This window comes from Exiguobacterium sp. s191 (genome assembly GCF_018618955.1).
In the GTDB taxonomy this organism is placed as follows: domain Bacteria; phylum Bacillota; class Bacilli; order Exiguobacteriales; family Exiguobacteriaceae; genus Exiguobacterium_A; species Exiguobacterium_A abrahamii.
In genome coordinates this window covers 1,302,305-1,328,792 of record NZ_JACSNC010000001.1, presented here as the reverse complement: position 1 = coordinate 1,328,792, position 26,488 = coordinate 1,302,305, and the positions used below count along the sequence as shown (strand labels likewise).

Annotated in this window: 28 protein-coding genes; 27 read left to right on the top strand and 1 reads right to left on the bottom strand. The window is 47.7% G+C overall.

Going from position 1 to position 26,488, the window contains the following annotated elements; genetic code table 11:
• Positions 1–8 precede the first annotated feature (8 nt).
• Positions 9–779 (top strand): ribonuclease III, encoded by a 771-nt coding sequence (rnc, locus tag KNQ09_RS07200; protein WP_023468747.1) that lies wholly within the window; start codon positions 9–11, stop codon positions 777–779.
• Between the two features lie 70 nt (positions 780–849).
• Here the strand turns inward: rnc and KNQ09_RS07195 are convergent, their stop codons facing one another.
• Positions 850–1,050 (bottom strand): DUF1128 family protein, encoded by a 201-nt coding sequence (locus KNQ09_RS07195; RefSeq protein WP_023468746.1) that lies wholly within the window; start codon positions 1,048–1,050, stop codon positions 850–852.
• A gap of 126 nt (positions 1,051–1,176) precedes the next feature.
• On the opposite strand from KNQ09_RS07195, the gene smc reads away from it, so the two are divergent.
• The 26 genes from smc to fliF all read left to right on the top strand — a co-directional run bounded on the left by smc (position 1,177) and on the right by fliF (position 26,486).
• Positions 1,177–4,740, top strand: a complete 3,564-nt coding sequence (gene smc, locus KNQ09_RS07190) for a chromosome segregation protein SMC (protein WP_214858028.1) — start codon at positions 1,177–1,179, stop codon at positions 4,738–4,740.
• The gene (gene ftsY, locus KNQ09_RS07185; protein ID WP_023468744.1) at positions 4,737–5,741 is read left to right on the top strand and encodes a signal recognition particle-docking protein FtsY; all 1,005 of its coding nucleotides are present in this window, start codon (positions 4,737–4,739) and stop codon (positions 5,739–5,741) included. Before smc ends, ftsY begins: the two co-directional genes overlap by 4 nt.
• 99 nt (positions 5,742–5,840) lie before the next feature.
• Complete coding sequence (locus tag KNQ09_RS07180; RefSeq protein WP_023468743.1) at positions 5,841–6,161, top strand: putative DNA-binding protein; 321 nt, start codon at positions 5,841–5,843, stop codon at positions 6,159–6,161.
• A 12-nt stretch (positions 6,162–6,173) separates the two neighbouring features.
• The gene (gene ffh, locus KNQ09_RS07175; protein WP_023468742.1) at positions 6,174–7,523 is read left to right on the top strand and encodes a signal recognition particle protein; all 1,350 of its coding nucleotides are present in this window, start codon (positions 6,174–6,176) and stop codon (positions 7,521–7,523) included.
• A 93-nt stretch (positions 7,524–7,616) separates the two neighbouring features.
• Positions 7,617–7,892 (top strand): 30S ribosomal protein S16, encoded by a 276-nt coding sequence (gene rpsP / locus KNQ09_RS07170; RefSeq protein ID WP_023468741.1) that lies wholly within the window; start codon positions 7,617–7,619, stop codon positions 7,890–7,892.
• A 62-nt stretch (positions 7,893–7,954) separates the two neighbouring features.
• A complete protein-coding gene (gene rimM, locus KNQ09_RS07165; RefSeq protein WP_023468740.1) occupies positions 7,955–8,464 on the top strand; it encodes a ribosome maturation factor RimM in 510 nt (169 codons plus the stop codon).
• Entirely contained in the window at positions 8,461–9,189 is a 729-nt protein-coding gene (gene trmD / locus KNQ09_RS07160; protein WP_075642542.1) for a tRNA (guanosine(37)-N1)-methyltransferase TrmD, read from the top strand. The genes rimM and trmD overlap by 4 nt, the downstream gene beginning before the upstream one ends.
• Positions 9,190–9,301: 112 nt before the next feature.
• On the top strand, positions 9,302–9,655 hold the full coding sequence (gene rplS / locus KNQ09_RS07155; RefSeq protein ID WP_023468738.1) for a 50S ribosomal protein L19: 354 nt from the start codon (positions 9,302–9,304) through the stop codon (positions 9,653–9,655).
• 104 nt (positions 9,656–9,759) lie between these two features.
• On the top strand, positions 9,760–10,299 hold the full coding sequence (lepB, locus tag KNQ09_RS07150; protein ID WP_050677487.1) for a signal peptidase I: 540 nt from the start codon (positions 9,760–9,762) through the stop codon (positions 10,297–10,299).
• A gap of 146 nt (positions 10,300–10,445) precedes the next feature.
• Positions 10,446–11,309 carry a ribosome biogenesis GTPase YlqF gene (gene ylqF, locus KNQ09_RS07145; protein WP_050677486.1) on the top strand — a complete coding sequence of 288 codons (864 nt, stop codon included), beginning with the start codon at positions 10,446–10,448 and terminating at the stop codon, positions 11,307–11,309.
• A gap of 51 nt (positions 11,310–11,360) precedes the next feature.
• Entirely contained in the window at positions 11,361–12,113 is a 753-nt protein-coding gene (locus tag KNQ09_RS07140; RefSeq protein ID WP_214858027.1) for a ribonuclease HII, read from the top strand.
• A gap of 12 nt (positions 12,114–12,125) precedes the next feature.
• Complete coding sequence (locus tag KNQ09_RS07135; RefSeq protein WP_214858026.1) at positions 12,126–12,992, top strand: flagellar hook-length control protein FliK; 867 nt, start codon at positions 12,126–12,128, stop codon at positions 12,990–12,992.
• Positions 12,989–13,249 (top strand): EscU/YscU/HrcU family type III secretion system export apparatus switch protein, encoded by a 261-nt coding sequence (locus KNQ09_RS07130; RefSeq protein ID WP_214858025.1) that lies wholly within the window; start codon positions 12,989–12,991, stop codon positions 13,247–13,249. Before KNQ09_RS07135 ends, KNQ09_RS07130 begins: the two co-directional genes overlap by 4 nt.
• Positions 13,250–13,336: 87 nt before the next feature.
• Positions 13,337–14,497, top strand: coding sequence for an ADP-forming succinate--CoA ligase subunit beta (gene sucC, locus KNQ09_RS07125; RefSeq protein ID WP_023468732.1), 1,161 nt, complete (start codon positions 13,337–13,339; stop codon positions 14,495–14,497).
• A gap of 13 nt (positions 14,498–14,510) precedes the next feature.
• Entirely contained in the window at positions 14,511–15,428 is a 918-nt protein-coding gene (gene sucD, locus KNQ09_RS07120; protein ID WP_023468731.1) for a succinate--CoA ligase subunit alpha, read from the top strand.
• Positions 15,429–15,511: 83 nt separating this feature from the next.
• On the top strand, positions 15,512–16,339 hold the full coding sequence (dprA, locus tag KNQ09_RS07115; protein ID WP_064299646.1) for a DNA-processing protein DprA: 828 nt from the start codon (positions 15,512–15,514) through the stop codon (positions 16,337–16,339).
• A 47-nt stretch (positions 16,340–16,386) separates the two neighbouring features.
• Positions 16,387–18,483 (top strand): type I DNA topoisomerase, encoded by a 2,097-nt coding sequence (topA, locus tag KNQ09_RS07110; RefSeq protein ID WP_064299647.1) that lies wholly within the window; start codon positions 16,387–16,389, stop codon positions 18,481–18,483.
• Between the two features lie 3 nt (positions 18,484–18,486).
• Positions 18,487–19,791 (top strand): FADH(2)-oxidizing methylenetetrahydrofolate--tRNA-(uracil(54)-C(5))-methyltransferase TrmFO, encoded by a 1,305-nt coding sequence (gene trmFO / locus KNQ09_RS07105; RefSeq protein WP_214858024.1) that lies wholly within the window; start codon positions 18,487–18,489, stop codon positions 19,789–19,791.
• Between the two features lie 172 nt (positions 19,792–19,963).
• The gene (locus KNQ09_RS07100) at positions 19,964–20,842 is read left to right on the top strand and encodes a tyrosine recombinase XerC (RefSeq protein ID WP_023468728.1); all 879 of its coding nucleotides are present in this window, start codon (positions 19,964–19,966) and stop codon (positions 20,840–20,842) included.
• Positions 20,843–20,856: 14 nt separating this feature from the next.
• Positions 20,857–21,408 (top strand): ATP-dependent protease subunit HslV, encoded by a 552-nt coding sequence (gene hslV / locus KNQ09_RS07095; protein ID WP_023468727.1) that lies wholly within the window; start codon positions 20,857–20,859, stop codon positions 21,406–21,408.
• Complete coding sequence (hslU, locus tag KNQ09_RS07090) at positions 21,401–22,774, top strand: ATP-dependent protease ATPase subunit HslU (protein WP_035406964.1); 1,374 nt, start codon at positions 21,401–21,403, stop codon at positions 22,772–22,774. The genes hslV and hslU overlap by 8 nt, the downstream gene beginning before the upstream one ends.
• A 16-nt stretch (positions 22,775–22,790) precedes the next feature.
• Complete coding sequence (gene codY / locus KNQ09_RS07085; protein ID WP_023468725.1) at positions 22,791–23,570, top strand: GTP-sensing pleiotropic transcriptional regulator CodY; 780 nt, start codon at positions 22,791–22,793, stop codon at positions 23,568–23,570.
• 249 nt (positions 23,571–23,819) lie between these two features.
• Positions 23,820–24,182: a flagellar basal body rod protein FlgB gene (gene flgB / locus KNQ09_RS07080; RefSeq protein ID WP_214858022.1), complete on the top strand. Its 363-nt coding sequence runs from the start codon at positions 23,820–23,822 to the stop codon at positions 24,180–24,182.
• Positions 24,183–24,185: 3 nt separating this feature from the next.
• Entirely contained in the window at positions 24,186–24,584 is a 399-nt protein-coding gene (gene flgC / locus KNQ09_RS07075; protein ID WP_214858021.1) for a flagellar basal body rod protein FlgC, read from the top strand.
• A gap of 17 nt (positions 24,585–24,601) precedes the next feature.
• Positions 24,602–24,889: a flagellar hook-basal body complex protein FliE gene (gene fliE / locus KNQ09_RS07070; RefSeq protein WP_029342077.1), complete on the top strand. Its 288-nt coding sequence runs from the start codon at positions 24,602–24,604 to the stop codon at positions 24,887–24,889.
• Between the two features lie 61 nt (positions 24,890–24,950).
• Positions 24,951–26,486 carry a flagellar basal-body MS-ring/collar protein FliF gene (gene fliF / locus KNQ09_RS07065; protein WP_251138109.1) on the top strand — a complete coding sequence of 512 codons (1,536 nt, stop codon included), beginning with the start codon at positions 24,951–24,953 and terminating at the stop codon, positions 26,484–26,486.
• Positions 26,487–26,488 lie beyond the last annotated feature (2 nt).

Below are 26,488 nucleotides of genomic sequence, written 5' to 3'. Positions count from 1 at the left end.
GAGGAACTATGACGAATCAAAAAGGACGTCGTGTCCGAAAAGGACCCTATGTAAAACGACGCAAGGATGCTCGGACGCTCGCTCAAATCGAGCAGAAATTCGAAGCGTTACAAGAGCGCCTGAATATCACGTTCTCTAATGTCGAGCTATTAAAACAAGCCTTCACGCACTCTTCGTTCGTCAATGAACAACGCGAGTCTGAAGGGGATAACGAACGCCTAGAATTTTTAGGGGACGCTGTCTTAGAGTTGACGGTGTCACGCTATCTATTCGAACACTACCCGGAACGTTCCGAGGGGGAATTAACGAAATTGCGAGCGGCAATCGTCTGTGAACCGTCACTCGTCCAATTTGCGAATCACTATCAGTTTTCCGATATGATTCTGTTAGGTAAGGGGGAAGAACTGACCGGTGGTCGGAATCGTCCAGCCTTACTTGCGGATGTCTTCGAATCCTTCATTGGCGCCTTGTATCTTGACCAAGGCATCGAAGCAGCCGAACGATTCCTCGCCGAAGCGGTTTTTCCGAAAGTGGCGACAGGCTTTTTCGAAGAACAGACAGATTTCAAGAGTCAATTACAGGAAGCGATTCAACGTGTCGGCTTAGGTGTCATCGAGTATGAAATCATCGAGGAACGCGGTCCGGCGCATAGTCGGGAATTTATCTCGCGTGTTCAAGTCGCGGATGAGCTCGAAGGGATTGGAACGGGGCGTTCGAAAAAAGAGGCAGAACAACAAGCGGCAAAACAAGCCTTACTTGAATTAAAAAAACAGTTTTAAGCAACAAAAGGCCGACCATCTCTCGAACGCACGAGAGATGATCGGCTTTTATCGTGTGGTGCTTACTCGATTAAACAGTCTTAAGGGATTTCAGTTCGTCGACGATCGCGTCGACCTCTGCAAGTGATAGCGAGTCTCGCATCATGACGAACTCATAAATCTCTTTTAAGTCCTCATTTTTTGAGCCATCGAACTGTTCTGCTTTAATGACCCCTTTGTTGATGATATTCAATTTATCTAAGATCGCTTCAATCATTTGTTCAATCGTCATCGTGTTATTCGCTCCTCTTCTTCTTGTTTCGCGTGATACTACCTTAAAACCTATCATGTTGCTAGCGTTTCGGCTATGGTAAACTGAAAGAAATTCAAAAGAAATTTAAACATACGGGTGATCAAGATGTACTTAAAACGAATTGAAATCAATGGCTTCAAATCATTTGCCAGTCGAACTGAATTAGAATTCCTTCCGGGTGTCACGGCAGTCGTCGGACCGAACGGAAGTGGGAAATCAAATATATCGGACGCTGTCCGTTGGGTGCTCGGAGAACAATCTGCGAAGTCACTGCGCGGGGCGAAGATGGAAGACGTCATTTTTGCCGGCAGTCTGTCTGAACACCGGAAACAATTTGCCGAGGTGACGCTCGTCTTAGACAACGAGTCAGGAACGGTTGCGTTGCCGTATCAGGAAATCAGTGTCACGCGGCGTGTCAGCCGCAACGGAGACAGCGATTATTTTTTAAATAAAAAACCATGTCGCCTGAAGGATGTCCTTGATCTGTTCATGGACACAGGCTTGTCGCGTGATGCTTTTGCAATCATCGGACAAGGGCGAGTTGAACAAGTCATCTCCGGTAAACCGGAAGAACGCCGTGCTGTCATCGAGGAAGCAGCAGGCGTCTTGAAGTATCGTCATCGCAAGAAGCAAGCCGAGCGGAAATTAAGTGATACGGAAGCGAATCTATCGCGTGTCGATGATATTTTATATGAACTTGGCGGACGAATCGAGCCGTTACGTGAACAAGCGGCGCTCGCGAAAGAGTATCTCGTCGCTCGAGAACGGCATGATGTCCTCGAGCGTGGTATCTTGGCGCATGAAATCACGACGTATCAGACGGAGCTCGAAACACTAGCGCGTGACATCGCACAATGTGAAGAACGCCTTGCGTCTCAAAAGACGACTTACGAAGAGACCGTCGTGTCCCGAGAAAATCAAGAATCGACGCTCGAAGAAGAACGACAACAAGAAAACGCGTTGCAGGAGCAACTTCGACATGTCTCGACGCGACTGGTTGAAATCCAAGGTGCCCTTAACCTAGCGAAAGAGCGTGAAAAACACGGGACCGAGACGAAAGAGCGACTCGAACAAGAGGTTGCCGTCGTCGAAGAACGCGTCAAGGAACTGGAACTCGAACTGACCGCTTTACAGGAACGCCAAGCAGAAGTCGATCAGGAAGCAAAACGGATCACGGCTGAAAGGGAACGAGCCGATCAAGCGCTGACACAAACCGATCGTGATTTTGATAAGGAAGCCGAAGTATTACGTTCGGAAGCCTTTGAAGTGGCGAGTCGATTAGCTGCGACGAATAATGCCTATAATCGGGCGAAGCAAGATCTCATGCAGGCAGAAGAACAAAAACGTTCATTTACGGCGGACAGCGGTACGAAACAATCGACGCGTCGTCAACTCGAGGAAGACGTCGCTCGACTAGAGGCGGATGTCGCTTCGATCCGGACGAAGTTGGACCAAGCAACGGAAGAAGAGACGACGGCACTTGCAGCACGAAATGAACAACAACATGCGTTACGACAAGTCGAACAGTCCGTTGCGGATTTAGAGCGACGTCGGCATAAGACGGAAGACCGGATTGAATTCCTTGAATCCGTCAAAGCCGACTATAGCGGTTATTTCGGTGCCGTGAAGACGATTTTAAAACAACGAGATCAGCACCCAGGTATTTACGGAGCGGTCGCGGAGTTGATTTCGGTTCCGGCGCGGTTTGAAGCGGCAATCGAGACAGCGCTTGGTGGGGCAATGCAAAACATCGTCGTTGATACCGATGCGACAGGACGTCGTCTGATCCAGGAGCTTCGGCGGTTAAATGCCGGTCGAGCGACGTTCATGCCGCTCGCCTCACTCCAAGCACGCGAAGTCAATCGTTCAGTACGAGAACAAGTCGGTGGAATGTCTGGGTTCGTCGGGATCGCAAGTGATCTCGTGACGACAGACGAGACGTTGACGAAATTAAAGATGAACTTGCTCGGTACGACACTCGTCGTCGAGTCACTTGAACAGGCGAACCAAATCGCCCGTTCGACAGGACATCGCTATCGTCTCGTCACGCTCGAAGGAGATGTCGTCAACGTCGGCGGTACGATGACCGGCGGAAGTCGGAAAAAAGGTACACCACTGTTCAGTCAATCGCGCGAACTTGACGAGTTAAAAGAGGGACTGACGCGCGGACAAGCGGTCATTCGGGAGCAGATGCGCCGCTTGGAAGATCTGAGAGCGGCGATCCAGACTCTTGATGCTACGGCTCGGACGCGGACAGAAACGATTCAAGCATTACAAGGGCAACTCGAACAATCGCGCGATACGTTAGCAGATGCGAACCGTCATCTCGCTGTCATGACGTCTGAATTGTCGGTTGAAGATCGACAGATGGCACGTGTACTCGAACAAGAACAGGAAGCACGTCAGATCATCGAGACGTCGGAAGTCGAGATCGCAAAATGGACGGAGCGTCAAACGGAGCTCAGACAAGCCTTAGATCGTCTTAAGGATGCGCAAGCCCGTGGTGCCGTCACGATGGACGAACTGAAGAAGGAACAAGCAGAAGCAGTTCTCGAAGAGCGGACGATTCAAATGAAACAAGCGCAGCTTTCGCAAGAGATCGAACGCCTGACGGAACAGGTCAGTCACGCGAAGCTTGAACGTGGTCATAAACGCCGTGACTTGCGTCATGTCCTTGAAGGATTCGACGAAGCGAAAATCGATGCCTTGCACGCGGAACAGCGCGAACAGGAACAGGAACAACAACGGGTCGAGACCGAACTCGTCGCGATCGGGCAACGGATTCAAGTACAAGCAGAATCCCTGCGCTTGATCCGAATCCGCGAAGCGAAGACGAAGGACGATCAACAAACGACGAAACAGGCACTCGAGCAACTACGACTTTCGCAAGGGAAAACGAGTACGCGTCTTGAGACAAGACAAGAAATGCTGGAAGAGATGGGATTACTACTCGAACTGATTGCACCACTTGATCTATCGTATGAAGAGGCGAAGGAGGAAATTCATCTGCTCAAACGCCAACTCGAAGAAATCGGCATCGTCAACATCGGTGCGATTGAGGAATTCGCGGAGGTCGATGAACGGTTTACGTTCCTATCTGCGCAACGGGATGATCTCGTCGCTGCTAAAACGGATCTCTATGGCGTCATCGAAGAGATGGATCGAGAAGTCATTCGGTTGTTCCGTCAAACGTATGATGCTGTCCGTGAGCACTTCCGGGAAACATTCCGAGAGTTATTCGGGGGCGGTGAAGCCGATCTAGTCCTCGTTGACCCGAGTGATTTGTTGACGAGTGGAATTGATATAGTTGCGAAACCACCTGGTAAGAAGCTGCAGAATTTATCGCTCTTGTCCGGTGGAGAGCGTGCCTTGACAGCAATCGCCTTATTATTTGCGATTCTAAAGACACGTCCTGTCCCATTCTGTGTCCTCGATGAGGTCGAGGCGGCGCTTGACGAAGCGAACGTCGCGCGATTCGGCGAGTTCGTCCATCAGCTAGCACGCGAGACACAGTTCGTCATCATCACCCATCGGAAAGGAACGATGGAGGCGGCAGACGTCCTTTACGGCGTCACGATGCAGCAAAACGGGATATCTGAAGTGTTATCCGTTAAACTAGAAGAGGCACGACGTACATTAAGTGAAGAACCAAAGGAGATTAAACGATGAGTTTCTTTAAAAAACTGAAAGACCGCTTGACGACTTCGACACAAGAAGTCACGACTAAATTTACGGAAGGCTTGACGAAGACACGCGACGGATTAGCGAGTGCCGTCAATGATCTCGTCTACCGCTTCCGTGAAGTCGATGAAGACTTTTTCGAAGAGTTAGAAGAAGTATTGATCCAAGCCGACGTCGGTGTGACGACGACGATGGATTTGGTCGAGGAACTAAAGACAGAAGTCAAACGCCGTAACGTCAAGGATCCAAAACAAGTCCGAGACGTCCTTGTAGAAGTCGTCGCGAACATGTTAGTCGAAGAGGAAGAGACGGCACTTGATCTTGATCATGAGCTGAATGTCATTCTCTTTGTTGGTGTCAACGGGGTCGGTAAGACGACAACGATCGGGAAACTTGCGAACCGATTAAAACAAGAAGGTAAGAGCGTCATGTTAGCAGCGGGAGATACGTTCCGGGCTGGTGCGATCGATCAACTGCAAGTCTGGGGCGAACGCTCCGGTGTACCGGTCATCCGCCAAGGCGAAGGCTCCGATCCGGCTGCTGTCGTTTATGACGCCGTCCAAGCAGCAAAAGCACGTAAGGTCGACGTCCTGATTTGTGATACGGCGGGACGCCTACAAAACAAGGTCAATTTGATGAACGAGCTCGAAAAGGTCAAACGCGTCATTGAACGTGAGATTCCAGGCGCACCCCATGAAGTGTTACTAGCACTTGACGCAACAACAGGGCAAAACGCGATGGTGCAAGCAAAAGCCTTCAAACAAGCGACGAACGTTAGCGGAATCGTTTTAACGAAACTTGACGGCACAGCAAAAGGTGGGATTGTTCTTGCGATCAAGAACGAGCTGAATCTACCGGTGAAGTTCGTGGGTCTCGGTGAAAAAATCGATGATTTACAACCATTTGACGCAGAACAATTCGTATATGGACTGTTCGGCGATGTCTTTGAAGAAAAAGAAAACGTCGACACGGAAGAAAGCGCGGAATAAGCGACGTTTCATGTAAAGAAAAAAACTTGACAACACACTGTGAGGGCTGTACTATACTATCTGTAAAGGAATTTCACTTAACATTGCGGAGGTGCTCGAATGACACTTGATAAAACGAACCGGATGAATTATCTGATTGACTTTTATCAGGAGCTTTTGACGCCAAAACAACGGAATTACATGTCACTCTATTACTTAGATGACTTTTCCTTAGGTGAGATCGCCGATGAGTTTGAAGTCAGCCGACAAGCAGTCTACGACAACATAAAACGCACGGAAGCCATGCTCGAGCAGTATGAAGAACGACTATCGCTGTTCAAGAAACACGAACGGCGAAAGCAGTTACTCGATCAGCTGAAGCAATGCGACCTTCCGGGTGAAGCCCTAGTGATCATTGAGACATTGGAGCAATTAGAGTAGGAGGCATTCTTAATGGCATTCGAAGGATTATCGGAACGGCTTCAAGCCAGTCTCGCTAAAATGCGAGGTAAAGGTAAGATTTCTGAAGCAGACGTCAAAGAGATGATGCGCGAAGTTCGCTTAGCGCTACTCGAAGCCGACGTCAACTTCAAGGTCGTCAAACAATTCGTAAATGATGTAAAGGAACGCGCCGTCGGACAGGATGTCATGACGTCTTTGACGCCAGGACAACAAGTCGTCAAAATCGTCCACGATGAATTGACGAATCTGATGGGTGCAGAAGTGTCACCATTGACGCTTGCGAACCGTCCTCCGACCGTCATCATGATGACGGGTCTGCAAGGGGCAGGTAAAACAACGACAACGGGTAAACTTGCCAATCATTTACGTAAAAAACATAATCGTAGTCCTTTGCTTGTTGCGGCGGATATTTATCGTCCGGCAGCAATCAAACAATTAGAGACACTCGGAAAACAATTGGAGTTACCGGTCTTCTCGATGGGAGATCAGGTTAGTCCACAAGAAATCGTTACCGGTGCACTCGATTATGCAAAAGAGCATCATCACGATATCGTGTTGATCGATACGGCAGGTCGCTTACACGTCGATGAGGAACTGATGCAGGAACTCGTTGATGTCAAGGAGATCGCCAAACCGCATGAAATCTTCCTTGTCGTCGATTCGATGACGGGTCAGGATGCCGTCAACGTCGCAGAGAGCTTCAATGAGAAGCTTGGCGTAACGGGAGTCGTTCTGACGAAGCTCGACGGAGATACGCGAGGTGGTGCAGCACTCTCCATCAAGGCAGTCACCGGAGCACCGATTAAGTTCGTCGGTCTTGGAGAGAAGCTCGATGCCATCGAACCATTCTATCCCGAGCGGATGGCGTCACGGATTCTAGGCATGGGAGACATGCTGACACTGATTGAAAAAGCAGAGTCACAAATGGACGCTACGCGTGCCAAAGAGTTAGAAAGCAAAATGCGCGATGCATCGTTTACATTCGATGATTTCATCGAGCAGTTGCAGCAAGTGAAACAGATGGGTCCACTCGACGAACTGTTGGGAATGATCCCTGGGGCAGGTAAAGGGAAGATGAAGGGGTTGAAAAACGCCCAAATCGATGAGAAGCAACTCGTGTATGTCGAAGCGATCATTCAATCGATGACGAAACGAGAGCGGACTGAACCTGAAATCTTGAATGCGAGCCGTCGGAAGCGGATTGCCCGTGGTAGCGGACGCAGTATCCAAGAAGTCAACCGCCTCATTAAACAGTTCGAAGATATGCGGAAAATGATGAAACAATTTTCCGGACAGATGGGCAAAGGGAAAAAGAAAGGCTTTGGCCTTCCATTCTTTTAAAAGTCTTTTCTCTTTTGCTGTAACGTTGTATACTAATGAAGTTGTCAATTTGACTAAACGAAAAAATCATTTATTATTTGGAGGGACTTACGAATGGCAGTTAAAATTCGTCTTAAGCGCATGGGCGCAAAAAAATCACCTTTCTACCGTGTGGTAGTAGCAGACTCACGTGCACCACGTGATGGTCGTTTCATCGAGCAAATCGGATACTACAATCCAGTTGCTAAACCAGAAGCAGAAGTTAAAATCAACGAAGAGCTAGCTCTTAAATGGCTCTCTGAAGGTGCTAAACCTTCGGACACAGTTCGTAACCTCTTCTCACAAGCTGGTATCATGGAGAAATTCCACAACGCGAAACTCGCGAAGTAAGACGTTAGGAGGTGAGCGAAAGCTTACCTCCTTTTTTTAATTCAAGAAAGGAAGTGAAACGAATGGAATGGTTGGAAATTGCGAAAATCGCCAACACGCACGGTCTAAAAGGGGAATTGAAGTTACTCGCAAGCACGGATTTTCCGGAAGAACGCTTTAAGGTCGGAAAAGAAGTCTTTCTCGGCTCTGAAGGCACGTATACACCGGTAACGATCAGTGGCTACCGAAAGCATAAACAATTCATCATGGTGACGTTCAAAGGGATGCATCATATCAATGACGTCGAGAAGTACAAAGGATTGAAACTCTATGTCCATGCAGAAGACTTACAGGACTTAGACGAGCATGAATTTTACTATCATGAGATCATCGGTTGTACGGTTTATGACGGTGAGACGAAAATCGGAGTCGTATCCGACATTCTCGAAACGGGCGCAAATGACGTCTGGACGATCAAACGCGACGGAAAAAAAGATGTCCTGATCCCGTATATCGAGCAGGTCGTCGCTTCCGTCGACGTCGAACAGAAACGCATTCAGATCACGCCGCTTCCGGGACTGATCGAGGAATGAACATCCGTGTATTGACGCTGTTTCCAGAGATGTTTTCAGCGCTTGATCATTCGATCGTCAAGCGAGCGCAAGACGATCAACACGTCATACTCGAAACAATCAATTTTCGAGACTTTTCAACGAATCGACATGGTAAGGTCGATGATTATCCGTATGGCGGAGGAGCAGGCATGCTGTTGACGCCTCAACCCGTCTTCGATGCGATGGCAAGTCTGCCGGAACGAAAACGACGAATCATCGTCATGACACCGACCGGTAAACGGTTTTCGCAACGAATGGCGGAAGAATGGGCAAACGAAGAAGAACTTGTCTTCTTATGTGGCCACTATGAGGGATTTGATCAGCGAATCCATGATCAGTTGGTGACGGATGAGGTTTCGCTCGGAGACTTCGTCTTGACGGGAGGAGAACTCGCTGCGATGACGATGATCGACGCCGTCGTACGCCTCTTACCGGACGTCCTCGGTGCTTCTGCGAGTCACGAAGATGATTCGTTCTCGACGGGACTTCTTGAATACCCGCACTATACGCGTCCAGCAGAATATAAAGGGTACCGAGTACCCGATGTCTTGTTATCAGGCAACCATGCCCGGATTGAAAAATGGCGACGGGAACAGTCGCTGAAGCGGACATATGAGCGGCGCCCTGATCTTCTCGTGGACGCATCGTTAACGGAAGAAGACCAGCGTTATTTAGACTCGATTTCAGGATTGTCAAACGACTGAATCTATGATAAGTTAAAACATGTGGCAAAAGCCACCCATTAACGATGTTCCGCTGTCGGATGCTTGAAGCAAATGAAGATAAGAACATTGGTGAAAAAAGGAGAAATCATTCATGAACACACAACAATTGTTCCGTGAACTTACACAAGAACAAATCAAGTCAGACGTCCCTGCGTTCCGTCCTGGGGATACAGTCCGTGTACACGTTAAAGTCGTCGAGGGTACGCGTGAGCGTATTCAGCTCTTCGAAGGCGTAGTCATCAAACGTCACGGTGGCGGCATCAGTGAAACATTCACAGTCCGTAAAATTTCTTACGGAGTTGGCGTTGAGCGTGCTTTCCCGCTCCACTCACCACGTGTTGCACAAATCGAAGTCGTTCGCTACGGTAAAGTCCGTCGTGCGAAACTTTACTACCTCCGTAACCTTCGTGGTAAAGCGGCGCGTATTAAAGAAATTCGTCGTTAATCATGTGAAAAAGTGGCTTGTCTCCGGACAAGCTTCTTTTTTTTGCAGTTTATGCGTATACTAGTCCTTAGGAAGAAATTGCGTTAATCAAGGGAGTGGAATTCGTGAAGGAGTTATTCAGTTGGGTAAAGGCGCTCGTCGTAGCGCTCGTCATCGCGTTCATCATTCGAACGTTCCTGTTCGTACCCGTCATCGTTGATGGGGAATCGATGATGCCAACCTTACACAATGCGGATCGAATGATCGTCAATAAGGTCCCATACTATTTTAATGAACCAGAAAGAGGCGATATCGTCGTCTTCCATGCAACAGAAACACGAGACTACATCAAACGTGTCATCGCTGTTCCTGGAGATACGATGTATTACAAAGACGATACATTGTATGTCAACGATAAGAAGGTCGCCGAACCGTACTTGAAAGAATACAAAGCCCAGATGAGTGGCGTGCCATTGACGGAAGACTTCACGCTTGAAGAGCGAACGGGAGAAACGACCGTTCCGAAAGGGAAAGTATTCGTCATGGGAGATAATCGTCAAAATTCAAAAGATAGTCGTGATATCGGTTTCGTGGATGAAGATCAAATCGTCGGAACGACGAACTTCGTTTTCTATCCATTCAATGACTTGCGATCTGTCGATTAAAACGAAAGAAGATGAGACGCTTACCGTTAAAAGTAAGCACCTCATCTTCTTTTCTTGTCTGAAGTTGCGTATACTAGGGAGTGGATGTTTTTCGTGTATCGTATGATCAGCAAGAAGTCCAGGAATATATGAACGAGGTGAAGGATATGACGATTCAATGGTTCCCCGGTCACATGGCCAAAGCACGTCGGGAAGTCACAGAAAAATTAAAGTTGATTGATGTTGTCATCGAACTCGTCGATGCACGTCTTCCGATGTCGAGCCGTAATCCAATGGTCGAGCAGATCACAGCAGGTAAGCCGCGACTGATCGTCCTCAATAAGGCAGACATGGCGGATAAACGATTGACAGAACAATGGATGAACGCATTACGAGCAGATGGTGTCGATGTCGTCGCGGTTGACGCGAAGCATAACAAAGGATTGAATCAAATCCATGAAGGTGCGTTACGTTTAATGAAAGAAAAGCATGCACGGATGCGAGAAAAAGGTCGGAATCCGAGTGCAATCCGTGCCTTGATCATCGGTATTCCAAACGTTGGGAAATCGACGCTCATCAATCGTCTCGCTGGTCGGAACATCGCAATCACCGGTGACCGTCCGGGTGTGACGAAACGCCAGCAATGGATCAAGATGAAGACAGGTGAGATGGAATTACTCGATACACCAGGTATCCTTTGGCCGAAGTTCGATGATCAAGTCGTTGGCTATCGTCTAGCCGCTACCGGTGCCATCAAGGATGATATCTTAAACATCGACGATATTGCGCTATTTGCTCTTCGTGAGCTAAAGACGCGGTATCCGGAGCAGTTACGTGAGCGTTATCGACTCGACGAAGTATCCGGAGAGGCGGTTGATGTACTCGAAGCAATCGGTAAAAAACGTGGATTCGTCTCAGGTGGGTATGTCGATTTCGAGCGGACGAGCGAAATGCTTCTGCATGAGCTACGGACGGAAAAGCTCGGTCGTGTGACGCTTGAAACGGTTGAAGAGTGGGAAACGAATGAATAACAGACTTGGACATCTTTTGATGTCCAAGTTTTTTTCAAAGGAGCAGGATGTATGAAGATAGCAGAATTGAAACAGCGATTACACCAGGCAACACTAGAAGAATTTATTCAATTGAAGCAGGAACTTGTGACAGATGCGCGAAAAGGGGTGCATACACTGTTTCGTCAGACAGAACGACGATTCGCGCTCGAAGAGCAGCAACGCATCGATTTCAAGGAACGGCTCACATTTGAAGACGAGTATCGTCAGCAAGGGTACGTGCGAATTGCAGGAGTTGACGAAGTCGGACGAGGTCCACTAGCTGGTCCTGTCGTCGCAGCAGCGGTCATCTTACCAGACGGTTTCTATCATCCTGGACTAACAGATTCGAAACAGATGAGTAAAGTACAGCGGCAAGCGGCACTCAAGCATCTACAAGAAGTGGCTGAGATTGCGATTGGGATCATCGAACCGGCTGAAATTGACGAAATCAACATCTATCAAGCGTCGAAACAGGCGATGCAAAATGCTGTCCGTCAATTGCAACCGGATGCCTTACTCGTTGATGCGATGACACTCGAAGGGGATACACCACAACAGTCTCTCATCAAAGGAGATGCACGGAGTGTCTCAATTGCTGCTGCAAGTGTCGTTGCGAAAGAGACACGAGATGCGATGATGGAACAATATGCGATCAAATATCCGGGATACGGATTTGAAACACATGCAGGCTATGGAACACCGATACATTTAAAAGCGCTCGATACACTGGGCGTCACATCGATTCACCGGAAAACATTCCGCCCTGTCAAAGAACGCCTCTAGGAGGAAACGATCATGCAAATCGAACATCGTGCCTTACTACCATTTAAAATCATCGATCATGCAAACCTACCGTTACGGGAAGGCGCGAACATCGTCGGTAAAGTATTGAAGCTGTTGCCGGATGGATTGATGGAACTCCAGGTCGGTCAACGCGTCTTGACGGCAGGAACGACGGCTGAACTAAAAGAAGGCAACATGTATCGCTTTCAAGTCGTTTCAGCAGAGGGGCAACCGGTCTTAAAAATCATCTCGACCGAGACGGTTCCGCAAAAGTCGGCTTTACCGCAGCTACTTGACTCCTTTTTACAACGTCAGACTGTACCGACTGCAGAAACACGAGAACTACTGAGGCAAATCGGTCAACCAGTGACGGAAGGAGAAGCGAAGCAGTTAAAGCACGCTCTTACGGAACTCGTTCAATTGGCAAAGGGTGACGAGACAGGTCGAACGCTTGATCGAAAGACAAGCGATCAAATTTTAGCACAACAACTCGTTCAAGCAACGAACGAAGCCGGTAAAGGAGTTTATTTATTTCAATTACCCCAGTTTGGACCGTTCGAAGATGTTGATCTCATGATGGAAGCGCCGTTCGAACGGAAGTTTGATCCGAATCATGCTCGCGTCGTCTTGTATCTTCAATTACCGACGCTCGGTGAGGTCGCTGTTGACGTCTTGATCGCAGACCGAAACGTCTCGATTTCTGTATTTCATCCAAATGCGCACGTCGATACGTTCATGCAAGCCTATACGCCTCAGATTCAAGCACGACTCGAGGAACAGGGCTATGCGTTGACACGATTCGATTGGGTCGAACAGGTGAAAGAGCGTGTATCGCATGACATCTCGACGCGCAACGGAAGGGTGGATCTTCATATATGAAAAAAGCAATAGCTCTATCATACGAAGAACAGATGTATGCCCCAAAGGTCGTTGCTAAGGGATCGGAACACATCGCAGAACGGATTTTAGAAGAGGCATTAAAACATGATATTCCGATCCGGCAGGACGAAACGTTGATGACGCTACTAGATGCTGTTCAAGTATCAGAACAGATTCCAGAAGAATTATACGGTGTCATCGCTGAGTTATTCGCCTTTTTATATCGTCTCGATCAAGATGAAATTCTGAAAAAATAAAGCTTTCGGTCGATAACGATAGACAGCGCTTCCAATTTTAACTACAATGAAAGAGCCGAAACTAAAGGGGTTAAGGGGGATTTTTTCATGAATGTACATGAGTATCAGGCAAAAGAATTACTTCGTTCGTACGGTGTGCCCGTACCAAACGGAATCGCAGCCTTCACCGTCGAAGAGGCGGTCGATGCATCAGAACAATTGTCAGGCCCGATTAAAGTCGTCAAAGCTCAAATTCACGCGGGGGGACGCGGTAAAGCAGGTGGCGTCAAGCTTGCGAAATCGCAAGAAGAAGTGAAGGAATATGCGACGGAGTTACTCGGCAAAACGCTCGTCACGCACCAAACAGGTCCAGAAGGAAAAGTCGTTCAACGTCTTCTCGTCGAAGAAGGGTGTGCGATTGACAAAGAATACTATCTTGGAATCGTACTTGATCGTGTGACAGGCCGTGTCGTCATCATGGGATCAAGCGAAGGTGGTATGGACATCGAAGAGGTGGCGGAAGCGACACCAGAAAAAATCATCAAGGAAGTCGTCGATCCTGCAGTTGGTCTTCAAGGATTCCAAGCGCGTAAACTTGCGTTCGCAATGGGTGTTCCTGTGAAGCTCGTCAACAAGTTCGTCGGTATGGTCACGAAACTCTACAACTTCTTCGTCGACAAGGATTGTTCGATCGCAGAAATCAACCCACTCGTTACGACGAAAGATGGCGAAGTCCTCGCACTGGATGCGAAGTTGAACTTCGACTCAAATGCATTGTATCGTCATGCGGACATCGTGGCGTTACGTGATGAAACAGAAGAAGATCCACGCGAAGTCGAAGCATCAAAGAGTGATTTGAACTACATCGCGCTCGATGGAAACATCGGTTGCCTCGTCAATGGTGCTGGTCTTGCCATGGCAACGATGGATATCATCAAACACTTCAGTGGTGATCCTGCGAACTTCCTCGATGTCGGTGGTGGTGCGACGAAGGAAAAAGTAACAGAAGCCTTCAAACTGATCTTATCGGATGAGAACGTCAAAGGGATTTTCGTCAACATCTTCGGTGGAATCATGAAATGTGACGTCATCGCAGAAGGTATCGTTGCGGCGACAAAAGAAGTCGGTCTCGAATTGCCACTCGTCGTTCGTCTTGAAGGGACGAACGTTGATGCAGGGAAACAAATTCTCAAAGATTCAGGTCTAGCGATTACAGCAGCTACATCAATGGCAGACGGCGCAGAAAAAATCGCTGCGCTCGTGAAGTAAGGGGGAGCTAAAGATGAGTATTTGGGTGAACGAATCGACGAAAGTCATTATTCAAGGGATTACTGGTAACCAAGGGATGTTCCACGGTGAACAGATGATTGACTACGGCACAAACCTCGTAGGCGGTGTCACACCAGGAAAAGGCGGTACGGAAGTACTCGGTGGTGTTCCTGTCTTTGATACGGTCGCACAAGCGGTCGAAAAAACGGGTGCGAACGCATCGATCATCTACGTACCACCAGCATTCGCAGCGGATGCAATCATGGAAGCAGCAGATGCGAACATCGCGTTGATCATCTGTATCACGGAAGGTATTCCAGTTCTTGATATGGTCAAAGTAAAACGTTACCTTGAAGGCAAACCAGTTCGTCTCATCGGACCGAACTGCCCGGGCGTCATCACTCCAGGTGTCGCGAAACTTGGTATCATGCCAGGATACATCCATACACCAGGTCATGTCGGTATCGTCTCACGTTCTGGGACTTTGACGTATGAAGCTGTCCATCAATTAACGACGGCTGGCATCGGTCAATCGACAGCTGTTGGTATCGGGGGCGACCCGGTCAATGGAACGGACTTCATCGATACGCTCAAAGCATTCAATGAAGATCCAGAAACAAAAGCCGTTATCATGTTAGGGGAAATCGGTGGAACAGCTGAAGAAGAAGCGGCTGAGTGGGTCAAAGCAAACATGACGAAACCGGTCATTGGTTTCATTGGTGGTCAAACAGCTCCTGCCGGCAAACGGATGGGTCACGCAGGTGCGATCATCTCTGGCGGTAAAGGAACAGCTGCTGAAAAAATCAAGACACTCCGTGCAAACGGAATCGAAGTGGCAGAAACACCAGCTGTCATTGGTGAGACGTTAATCCGTGTCATCAAAGAAGCAGGGATCTATGACGAGTGCGTGACGAACAGCACAGTCAAATAAATCAAAAAAAGAAGCTGTCCTGATCAAATCAGGACGGCTTTCTTCTATATAAATAAGAAGCTTAAATAAGGAGCGCTGATCTCATGAAACGTGAACTGTATGTCCGCTTCGCCATGTGTCAGGTACCGTACACGATCGTCCGATTGATTGAGCAATTCGGAATCGTTCCAAGTCATGAATTACCCGTTTCGACGCGTCTTCGAAAACGGTATGAACAAGCATTACAGCTTGATTGGATCGAAGAGTCGATTCTAGTCAAAGGAGATCCACTGTTTCCGACTGTGTTACTGACGATCCCTCAACCGGTCTATGCCCTCTTTTACCGCGGTGATCCGTCCCGCCTAACACTTCCACGCGTCAGTATCATCGGTAGTCGAACCCCCTCACCGCAACACCTTTCCCGCATGCGTTTCCTGCAACCTTTCTTTCATCCAGATCTCGCCACCGTTTCCGGAGGTGCCTATGGTATTGATGCCCTCGTCCATCGTCTATCCTTAAAACATCAGCAGACAACGATCGCGGTTCTTGCTGGCGGACTTGATCGCCTATATCCTACTTCCCATGCTACTCTTTTTGAACGTATCTTCTCACACGGTCTTCTTCTCTCCGAATATCCACCCGGAACTCCTATTCAAAAATTTCAATTTCTAGAACGGAATCGAATCATTGCTGGATTGTCTTCATCATTGATCATCGTCGAAGCGGCGAAACGAAGCGGTACGATGAATACTGCCAGTCATGCGCTTGACCAAGGAAAAGATGTCTATTGTTTGCCGGGTTGTCCCACGGAATCGTTCTTTTCCGGAACGAATCAATTGATCGCAGAAGGAGCGATTCCACTCCTTGATCCGGAAGAAGTTTCAAAAAGTATTCGGCTGAACGTTGACAAATGGGAATCGAGACTACTATGATAAGTGAGATTAAAATACGAGTACGCCTCTAATAGGGAGCGATTGCAATGGCAAAATATCTAGTAATCGTCGAGTCACCCGCTAAGGCAAAAACCATTAAACGTTATCTCGGATCCAACTATACCGTGAAAGCGTCGATGGGGCACGTCATTGACTTGCCGAAAAGCCAAATGGGAGTCGACGTCGAACATGACTATGAACCGAAATATATCACGATCCGTGGTAAAGGTCCGGTCTTAAAAGAACTCAAGACAGCTGCGAAAAAAGCACAAAAAATCTATCTCGCAGCCGACCCCGACCGTGAAGGGGAAGCGATCGCATGGCATTTAGCTAAAGCATTAGGCGTTGATGAATCAACGGAGTGCCGCGTCGTCTTCAATGAAATCACGAAAGATGCCATCAAGGATTCGTTCAAGCGACCACGCAAGCTCAACTATGATCTTGTCGATGCACAGCAAGCCCGTCGTATCTTGGACCGCCTTGTTGGTTACAGCATGAGTCCGTTATTATGGAAGAAGATTAAAAAAGGGTTATCTGCGGGACGCGTTCAATCCGTTGCCGTCAAGATGATCATTGATCGGGAACAAGAAATCAACGCGTTCATGCCTGAAGAATACTGGACGATCAAACTCGAACTCGATGCAAACGGTGAAAAGCTCGAAGCGAACTTCTATGGAGTCGATGGCAAGAAGCGTGAACTTCATTCGCAAGAAGAAGTCGATCAAATCTTGAATCAACTCTCGGAAGACTTCACAGTTGATTCTGTCACGAAAAAAGAGCGGAAACGGAATCCGGCGTTACCGTTTACGACCAGTTCTCTGCAACAGGAAGCAGCACGTAAGCTGAACTTCCGAGCGAAGAAGACGATGATGATCGCACAACAGCTATACGAAGGAATCGAGATTGGAAAAGAAGGTACAGTCGGTTTGATCACGTATATGCGTACCGATTCGACACGGACGTCAGATTCGGCGAACCTCGAAGCACACGGGTTCATTGAACAGGCGTACGGTAAAGAATACATCGCAAGCGAGAAACGTAAAGAAAAGAAATCAGCGAACTCACAAGATGCACACGAAGCGGTTCGTCCGACTTCGACGATGCGCGAGCCACAACTCGTCAAATCGTATTTATCGCGTGATCAGTTCCGCTTATATAAACTAATTTGGGAACGGTTCGTCGCAAGCCAGATGGCGCCAGCGATTCTCGATACTGTCAAAATCGATCTCGTCTCGAACGACGTCACGTTCCGTGCGAACGGATCGACCGTTAAATTCCCGGGCTTCATGAAGGTCTACATCGAAGATACGGACGATGAGGCGGTTTCAGACGTCAAGGAAGGATTACTTCCTCCACTCGCTGAAGGGGAAGAGTTAAAACAATCAGCAATCGAACCGAAACAACACTTCACACAACCACCGCCACGTTATACGGAAGCACGTCTTGTCCGGGCGATGGAAGAGCTCGGTATCGGTCGTCCGTCGACGTATGCGCCGACACTCGATACGATTCAAAAACGAGGTTACGTGACGCTTGAAGAGAAGAAATTCTTACCAACGGAACTTGGTGAACTCGTCATCGATATGATCAGCGACTATTTCCAAGAGTTCATCACTGTCCAGTTCACGGCAGACATGGAAGCTTTACTTGATGCGATCGAAAAAGGTGACATGCAGTGGACGGAAGTCGTCGATCCAATCTATAAGTCCTTTGCAAAGCGTCTGACACGAGCAGAAGCAGAAATCGAGAAGATTGAAATCAAAGATGAACCGGCTGGAGAAGATTGTGAAGTCTGTGGTCATCCGATGGTCATCAAGATGGGACGTTATGGCAAGTTCATGGCGTGCTCGAACTTCCCAGAGTGTCGTAACACAAAACCGATCCAAGTCGAGATCGGTGTGAAGTGTCCGACATGTGGAACGGGCGACATCGTCGAACGTCGTAGTAAAAAAGGACGTTTGTTCTACGGTTGTTCGAACTATCCGGAATGTGAGTTCGTCTCATGGGATAAACCGGTCGAAGAACCATGTCCGGTATGTAGCAGTATGATGGTACAAAAGAAAATCAAGAACGGTGTGAAAGTAGAATGTACATCTTGTGGACATCATGAAACACGCATCGATCAGGAGCAAGAGGAGGAATGACCGTTGAAACGTGTAACGGTAATCGGCGCGGGACTTGCAGGTTCTGAAGCAGCATGGCAACTTGCAAAACGCGGCGTACAAGTAGACTTATATGAAATGCGGCCTGTCAAGCAGACACCCGCGCACCATACAGACCAATTCGCTGAACTCGTCTGTTCGAACTCACTTCGAGCGAACCAGTTAACGAACGCAGTCGGTGTTTTAAAGGAAGAGATGCGTCAGCTCGATTCCTTGATCATGAAAGCAGCAGACTTAGCGAGCGTTCCAGCAGGTGGAGCACTTGCTGTCGATCGGCACGACTTCGCAGGATATGTGACGGAAACGTTGAAAAACCATCCGAACGTTACAGTCCATCATGAAGAAATCGAAGCGATTCCAGATGGTCCGACGATCGTCGCGACGGGTCCGTTGACGAGTGCGGCATTATCGGAATCACTTAAACAATTCACAGGTGAAGATTATCTATACTTCTTCGATGCAGCGGCACCGATTATCGATGGAGACACAATCGATCGTGAGAAGGTTTATCTGAAATCACGATATGATAAAGGCGAAGCTGCCTACTTGAATTGTCCAATGACGGAAGAAGAATTCCAGCTCTTTTATGATGAGCTGATCAATGCGGAAGTTGTTCCACTGAAGGAATTTGAAAAAGAGATTTACTTCGAGGGCTGTATGCCATTTGAAGTTCTCGCTTCTCGCGGACCGAAAACACTCTTGTTCGGGCCAATGAAGCCAGTCGGACTTGAAGATCCGAAGACAGGCAAACGACCATATGCTGTCGTTCAATTGCGTCAAGATAACTCAGCTGGAACATTGTTCAACCTTGTCGGCTTCCAGACACATTTGAAATGGGGCGAACAAAAGCGGATCATTCGCTTGATTCCTGGTCTTGAGAATGCAGAAATCGTCCGTTATGGTGTCATGCACCGTAACACGTTCGTCAACTCACCGAATTTGTTAAAGCCAACGTATCAGACACGTACACGTGACGACTTGTTCTTTGCTGGTCAAATGACAGGTGTCGAAGGGTACGTCGAGTCAGCAGCGTCCGGCTTAACGGCAGGAATCAACGCGGCACGTCTCGTCAATGAGGCGGAACCGGTTACGTTCCCGCAGGAAACGATGATGGGTGCGATGTCGCACTATATCACGACGACGGAAGGGAAGAACTTCCAGCCAATGAATGCCAACTTCGGATTGGTACCAGCACTCGTTGGTCATCCGGTTCGGATGAAAAAACCTGAGAAGTATGCGCTCTACGCAGAGCGAGCACTTGAAGCAATCAAAGATTTCACGGATATGTGATTTTTGATGGGGAGAAAGGCGTGATTCAGCGCTCTTTCTCCCCATTTCTTAATTTGTCATAAAAGCGCGATAATTTCGTTAATTTTTCGGTTTTTGGTCTATTGTCAGACTACTTGGTCTGTGCTATGCTAAGGTCGATTCGAGAATGAAATGGTCAGAAGGGGGCGCATTCATGGGGATAGACACTGCTTTTGAGCGACTGCTAGAAGATTTCATGCGGTATGTTCATATTGAACGTCAATTATCTCCGAATACTGGTCGCTCTTATGATCAAACACTTCGACAATACGCCGCTTTTTGCCGCGATCATCAGTTACGATCGATTGAATTGGCAAGTGCACGGCGTTATTTGTATGCTCTTTACGATCAGGAGCTGGCGCGGGCGACGATTGCACAAAAAGTTTCCTGCCTCAAACAATTTGGTCGTTTTTTGACACGTGACACCGATGAGCCTAATCCATTCGATGGATTAAAAGCACCAAAACGACAACAAGGACTTCCGACATTCCTCGTCCCAACGGAATATGAACGTTTCCTCGATGCCTTTCGATCGAGTGATACGCTTGGCAACCGGAATGTGGCGTTAGTAGAACTTTTATATGCGACGGGTATGCGGGTCAGCGAGGTCGTTCAACTGGATCTTCGTGATCTCGCGACTGATCACTCCTACGTCCATGTGTATGGAAAAGGTGGGAAGGAACGCATCGCACCAATAGGAACCTTTGCTAAAGATGCATTAGAACTGTACTTACCATCACGAGATCCAGTCGCAGGTCATGAGCAAGCGTTATTCTTGTCTCATTCTGGGCGTCGATTGACGACGGATGCGATTCGGAAAATCATGAAAAAAGGGGAACAACTTGTTGGGAAACATGTGACTCCACATGCGCTTCGTCATAGTTTCGCGACAGATTTACTGGAAAGAGGCGCCGATTTGCGAGCAGTCCAAGAGTTACTTGGACACGCATCGCTGTCGACGACCGGTCAGTACACACACGTAACGACGGAACGATTACGACATGTTTATCAACAAGCACATCCTCGTGCCTAAGGGAGGAAACATTGATGTTTCATGCAACGACGATTTTTGCGATTCAACATAACGGACAATCCGCGATGAGCGGAGACGGACAGGTGACTTTCGGAAACCAAGTCATCATGAAGAAAAGTGCGAAAAAAGTACGGCGCCTCTATGGTGGAAAAGTCATTGCCGGATTTGCTGGAAGTGTCGCGGACGCGTTTACACTCTTTGAAAAATTCGAAGCGAAGCTTGAAATGTATAACGGGAACTTACAACGGGCAGCAGTTGAGCTAGCGAAGGAATGGCGAGGCGATAAGATGCTGCGTCAACTAGAAGCACTCTTACTCGTCATGGATGGAACACATCTCTTACTTGTATCCGGAAACGGGGAAGTCATTGAACCGGATGATGGCATTCTCGCAATCGGTTCAGGTGGTAATTATGCGCTTGCAGCAGGTCGCGCGTTAGCTCGACACGCAAGTCATCTCACGGCAGAGGAAATCGCCCGCGCAGCTCTTGAGACGGCTGGTGAACTCTGTGTCTTTACGAACGATCAAATCATCCTAGAAACGATCGGAGGCAATGACCATGCATGAATTGACGCCAAGACAAATCGTCGAGAAGTTGAATGAACATGTCATCGGACAAGCAGATGCTAAACGTGCGGTGGCGATTGCTTTACGAAATCGTTATCGTCGACAGTTACTCGATGCATCGATGCGGGACGAAGTCACACCGAAGAACATTCTGATGATCGGACCTACCGGTGTCGGAAAGACGGAAATTGCGCGACGCCTCGCGAAACTCGTTCGGGCGCCGTTCGTCAAGATTGAAGCAACGAAGTTCACGGAAGTAGGGTACGTCGGTCGTGATGTGGAGTCAATGGTGCGGGATCTCGTGGAAGCGTCTCTGCGTCTTGTCAAAGATGAGAAAAAAGAAGCGCTCAAGGATCGAGCGGAAGCAGTGGCGAATGAACGAATCGTTGATGCGTTGTCTGGGAAAAAAGCGTCATCTGGTCTCGGTGGTGGAACGAATCCATTTGAGATGTTGTTCGGCGGGAACCAAAAGCAACAAGAGCCGGATACATCGGAAGCGACAGCCGACCGTTCGTTACTTCGTCAGCAATTACTGACGGGGCAACTCGAGGATCGAATGATTGAGGTCGATGTCGAAGAACGTCAAGTGGATTTATTCTCTGGGCAACAAGGTATGGAGGGGCTTGCGAATCTTCAGGATATGCTCGGACAAGTCATGCCGAAGAAAACGAAGAAGCGTCAACTCACAGTCAAAGAAGCGCGACCGATCTTGACAGCTGAAGAAGCGGAACGGTTGCTTGACTTGAACGAAGTCCATGACGAAGCGGTCCGTCGCGCAGAACAAATGGGGATCATCTTCGTCGATGAGATCGATAAGATTGCGACAAAAGGACATGATTCAGCAGGTGTTTCACGAGAGGGTGTTCAGCGGGACATCTTACCGATCGTTGAAGGATCAACAATCGTTACGAAATATGGTCCAGTCAAGACAGATCATATCTTGTTCATTGCTGCAGGTGCGTTCCATATGGCGAAACCATCTGATCTGATTCCTGAACTCCAAGGTCGTTTTCCGATCCGTGTCGAACTCGATAGTTTGACAGAAGATGACTTTGTCAAAATTTTGACTGAACCGAATCAAGCATTACTCAAACAATATAAAGCATTATTAGGTGCAGAGCATGTTCATGTCACCTTTACAGAAGAAGCCATTCGTGAAATCGCACGGATTGCTGCACAAGTGAACGATGAGACGGATAATATCGGAGCGCGGCGCTTGTATACGATCATGGAGCGCGTGCTCGAGGAATTATCTTTCGAAGCAGCAGATATGCCGGAAACGGATGTGACGATCACGCCACAATACGTGACGGATCGAGTTGGAAAAGTAGCAGATGATCGTGACTTAAGTCAGTTCATCTTATAAAGTGGAGGAAGAAAAAATGAATTTATTGGCGAAAACGCGGAAGCTGAATACGATGTTACAACAGGAAGCGAGCACACATGTTGATTTCAAGGTCATGGCTGACCGTCTCAGTGAAGTCATGGAATCAAACACATTCATCGTAAGTCGGCGCGGTAAGTTACTGGGTATCGCAATCAAGCAACAAATCGAAAATGACCGGGTCCGTGGTTTCTTAGAAGAACGTCAATTCCCGGAAGATTACACGAAAAAATTATTTAACGTCACGGAAACGACGGCAAACATTGCCATCGATAGCGAACATACGGCATTCCCGGTCGATAACCGTGACACGTTCGAAACGTCGAAAACGACGATCGTACCAATCATTGGTGGTGGAGAACGCCTTGGTACGCTTGTCCTCGGTCGTATGGTTGAAGACTTCAACGAAGAAGACCTCGTGCTGGCAGAGTATGGTGCGACAGTCGTCGGGATGGAGATCCTTCGTGAAAAGGCTCATGAGGCGGAAGATAAAGCACGGAAGAAAGCGGTCGTTCAGATGGCGATCAATTCACTGTCTTATTCGGAACTCGAAGCGATTGAGCATATCTTCGAAGAGCTTGAAGGAAATGAAGGGTTACTCGTCGCTTCAAAGATTGCGGATCGTGTCGGTATTACTCGTTCCGTCATCGTCAATGCGCTTCGTAAGCTCGAAAGTGCAGGAGTCATCGAGTCACGTTCGCTCGGGATGAAGGGAACATACATCAAAATCTTAAACGATAATTTCCTATATGAATTAGAACGAATTAAATCGAACTAAAAAGGGAATTGCTGCTTATAGAGAGAAGACCTAGTTAAGCACTAGGTCTTTTTTGTTTGACTAGGTATTATTTATCATTTTTATAAGAAAAGGGAATAAAAAACAGATTATTAACATCTCATTACCCTATTTTTCAAAAAACTTCTTTTCAAACATTGACCTATTTGTTTCAATTATTTCAGATATGTTACTAACGACTTACTTTTTGTCGTGAATTTGAATATAGTTTCCATGAGTGGAGGAAAGAAGATGAATTGGTTAGGGTCTGACTATAACGTAATGACACAAGCTGTCAATCGAACGGTTATGGCACAGGAAGTTATCGCTAAGAACATCTCGAATGTCGATACGCCTGGGTATAAGGCAAAGCGTGTCACTTTTGGAGATGTGCTCGATTTAGAGATGAAAATGAGTTTAAAGCGACACGCAACAATCGGAACTTCTGGTAGCATCGTCGATCGACCAAATACGATGCGTAACGATGGAAATGGTGTCGATATCGATCTTGAGATGTCTGAATTATCACGCAATCAAATTGAGTACGAGGCGTTGGTAGAACAGTTGAATCGCAAATTCTCGGGCATTCAGTCTGTTATCCGAGGAGGAAAGTAATCGATGAGTATGTTCAACGGATTTCATACGTCTGCGTCCGGTTTAACTGCCCAGCGTTTGCGGCTTGATACGGTCTCAGCAAACATTGCGAATGCTCAAACGACACGAGGTGAGCTCGTCAATGGACAGTGGCAACCGTACGCGAGAAAACTCGCTGTGTTGAAAGAGACTGCCAATGGTGTCACGGTCAGTGAATTGAAGAAGGATCCTGAACCATTCAAATTAGAATATAATCCGACGCATCCAGATGCGGATGAACTCGGGTACGTCAAGATGCCTAATGTCGATATCTTAAAAGAAATGGTCGACATGATGGGCGCGACACGCTCTTACGAAGCGAACGTAACGGCTTTGAACGCGACAAAAGCGATGCTCATCAAAGCGATGGAGATTGGTAAATAAGTAGAGGAGATGACGAGATGGCAATTCAACCAATTCAAAACATGCAGATGGTACTACCCACGCAGACAGTCGCTAAGACGACACCAAGTGATTTTAGTGAGGTGCTCAGCGAAGCGATGAACGGACTGAATGCAACGCAACATGCCTCATCTCAAGCGCGCGTCGATCTCGCGACAGGAAAGACGACGGATCTACATAACATCATGATTAAAACAGAAGAGGCATCGCTTTCTATGCAACTCGCCCTTGAAGTCCGTAACAAAGGCATCGAAGCATACCAAGAAATGATGCGTATGCAACTGTGACTGTTAAGGAAAGCGTGGGAGATGTTGAATGAACGAACGTTTAAAAGCTCGATTGGGAGCAATGAATACAACATGGAAAGAATGGTCACTTGCGAAAAAGGCGACGATTTTAGGAATCATCGTCGTCGTTTTAGCGGCGTTGATTGTTGCGATCATCTGGTTATCTAAACCAACAATGACGCCTCTTTATTCGAAGCTATCCCCTCAAGAGGCGGGGCAAGTGACGGAAAAGCTAAATGAAGATGGAATCGCATCGGAAGTCGTCAGCTCAGCGAACGGTGTGACGATACTTGTTCCAGAAGCAAACGTTGAAAACTTAAAAGTCGAATTAGCGACGGCTGGTATACCAAAATCCGGTCAAATCGACTATTCCTTCTTCAGTGAAAACGCTGGATTCGGAACGACGGATAAAGAGATGAACATTCTCGAACGCGATACGATGCAGACGGAACTTGAAAACTTGATCACACAAGTTAATGGGATCGAGTCAGCAAAAGTCATGATCACTCTCCCGGAGAAGAGTGTTTTTCTATCTGATGAAAAGGAATCTTCAACGGTTTCTGTCGTCTTGACTTCTAGCGCGGGTAGTAATCTTAACAATCAGACGGTTCAAGGGTTGTATCATTTGATTGCAAAGAGTATTCCGAACCTTAAAGAAGAAAACATTACGATCATGGATCAGTATTTTACGTATTACGAGCCAGGATCTGCTACACAAACAGCGGGTGGAACCGATCCGATGGCGCTGAAGAAAACGACGGAAAACGATTTACGCAAGCAGATTCAGCAGATGCTATCTGTCGTTCTCGGTCCACAAAAAGCGCTCGTTTCAGTCACGGCAGATGTCGATGTCACGAAACGTCAGGAAGAACAAAAGCTTGTTGAGCCAGTAGATCCCGATAAAATCGAAGGGATCGTCACGTCTGCTGAAAAAGTAGCAGAAGCGTACACAGGCTCTGCAAATGCTGGTACAGCAGGTACGGGGCAAAATGAGACGACGAATTTCCCAGCGGGTACTGGAACGACGGGTGATACGAGTGAGAAAACACACGATATCATCAACTATGAAGTCAATCGAATCACAAAACAAATCACAGGAGCTCCTTACGAGATTCGTGATTTAGGAATTCAAATCATCGTCGAGCCACCAAAAGGTCAGAATCAGATCGACCCACAACTACAAACGGACTTACAGACGATGATGTACTCCATCATCCGGACGTCATTAACGAAGACAGATGCGAAAGCAACGCTGACGGATGCAGAACTTGCCAATAAGGTCGTTGTCATGTCTCGACCATTCGCGGAAACGACGGCAGCGACGAAAACGACGACGGCAACACCGATGTGGGTTTGGTTCGCCCTTGGTGGAGCGGCAATCCTCGTCATTGGAGCAGTCATCCTCCTCATGCGTCGACGGAGAGCGAATGAAATCGAAGAACTTGAGGAATGGACACCGATTGAGACGGAAATTCCGGAATTATCAACAGAAGATACGAGCGATGGTGCAGTCAAACGCAAACAGCTTGAAAAACTCGCTGAATCCAATCCGGATGAGTTTGCGAAATTATTACGTACTTGGTTAGCGGAGGATTGATG

What these genes read in the sequence shown, in the direction of transcription:
- rnc (WP_023468747.1), top strand. Translation starts at nt 9, where the DNA reads ATGACGAATCAAAAAGGACGTCGTGTCCGAAAAGGACCCTATGTAAAA.
- KNQ09_RS07195 (WP_023468746.1), bottom strand. Translation starts at nt 1,050, where the DNA reads ATGACGATTGAACAAATGATTGAAGCGATCTTAGATAAATTGAATATC.
- smc (WP_214858028.1), top strand. Translation starts at nt 1,177, where the DNA reads ATGTACTTAAAACGAATTGAAATCAATGGCTTCAAATCATTTGCCAGT.
- ftsY (WP_023468744.1), top strand. Translation starts at nt 4,737, where the DNA reads ATGAGTTTCTTTAAAAAACTGAAAGACCGCTTGACGACTTCGACACAA.
- KNQ09_RS07180 (WP_023468743.1), top strand. Translation starts at nt 5,841, where the DNA reads ATGACACTTGATAAAACGAACCGGATGAATTATCTGATTGACTTTTAT.
- ffh (WP_023468742.1), top strand. Translation starts at nt 6,174, where the DNA reads ATGGCATTCGAAGGATTATCGGAACGGCTTCAAGCCAGTCTCGCTAAA.
- rpsP (WP_023468741.1), top strand. Translation starts at nt 7,617, where the DNA reads ATGGCAGTTAAAATTCGTCTTAAGCGCATGGGCGCAAAAAAATCACCT.
- rimM (WP_023468740.1), top strand. Translation starts at nt 7,955, where the DNA reads ATGGAATGGTTGGAAATTGCGAAAATCGCCAACACGCACGGTCTAAAA.
- trmD (WP_075642542.1), top strand. Translation starts at nt 8,461, where the DNA reads ATGAACATCCGTGTATTGACGCTGTTTCCAGAGATGTTTTCAGCGCTT.
- rplS (WP_023468738.1), top strand. Translation starts at nt 9,302, where the DNA reads ATGAACACACAACAATTGTTCCGTGAACTTACACAAGAACAAATCAAG.
- ylqF (WP_050677486.1), top strand. Translation starts at nt 10,446, where the DNA reads ATGACGATTCAATGGTTCCCCGGTCACATGGCCAAAGCACGTCGGGAA.
- KNQ09_RS07140 (WP_214858027.1), top strand. Translation starts at nt 11,361, where the DNA reads ATGAAGATAGCAGAATTGAAACAGCGATTACACCAGGCAACACTAGAA.
- KNQ09_RS07135 (WP_214858026.1), top strand. Translation starts at nt 12,126, where the DNA reads ATGCAAATCGAACATCGTGCCTTACTACCATTTAAAATCATCGATCAT.
- KNQ09_RS07130 (WP_214858025.1), top strand. Translation starts at nt 12,989, where the DNA reads ATGAAAAAAGCAATAGCTCTATCATACGAAGAACAGATGTATGCCCCA.
- sucC (WP_023468732.1), top strand. Translation starts at nt 13,337, where the DNA reads ATGAATGTACATGAGTATCAGGCAAAAGAATTACTTCGTTCGTACGGT.
- sucD (WP_023468731.1), top strand. Translation starts at nt 14,511, where the DNA reads ATGAGTATTTGGGTGAACGAATCGACGAAAGTCATTATTCAAGGGATT.
- dprA (WP_064299646.1), top strand. Translation starts at nt 15,512, where the DNA reads ATGAAACGTGAACTGTATGTCCGCTTCGCCATGTGTCAGGTACCGTAC.
- topA (WP_064299647.1), top strand. Translation starts at nt 16,387, where the DNA reads ATGGCAAAATATCTAGTAATCGTCGAGTCACCCGCTAAGGCAAAAACC.
- KNQ09_RS07100 (WP_023468728.1), top strand. Translation starts at nt 19,964, where the DNA reads ATGGGGATAGACACTGCTTTTGAGCGACTGCTAGAAGATTTCATGCGG.
- hslV (WP_023468727.1), top strand. Translation starts at nt 20,857, where the DNA reads ATGTTTCATGCAACGACGATTTTTGCGATTCAACATAACGGACAATCC.
- hslU (WP_035406964.1), top strand. Translation starts at nt 21,401, where the DNA reads ATGCATGAATTGACGCCAAGACAAATCGTCGAGAAGTTGAATGAACAT.
- codY (WP_023468725.1), top strand. Translation starts at nt 22,791, where the DNA reads ATGAATTTATTGGCGAAAACGCGGAAGCTGAATACGATGTTACAACAG.
- flgB (WP_214858022.1), top strand. Translation starts at nt 23,820, where the DNA reads ATGAATTGGTTAGGGTCTGACTATAACGTAATGACACAAGCTGTCAAT.
- flgC (WP_214858021.1), top strand. Translation starts at nt 24,186, where the DNA reads ATGAGTATGTTCAACGGATTTCATACGTCTGCGTCCGGTTTAACTGCC.
- fliE (WP_029342077.1), top strand. Translation starts at nt 24,602, where the DNA reads ATGGCAATTCAACCAATTCAAAACATGCAGATGGTACTACCCACGCAG.
- fliF (WP_251138109.1), top strand. Translation starts at nt 24,951, where the DNA reads ATGAATACAACATGGAAAGAATGGTCACTTGCGAAAAAGGCGACGATT.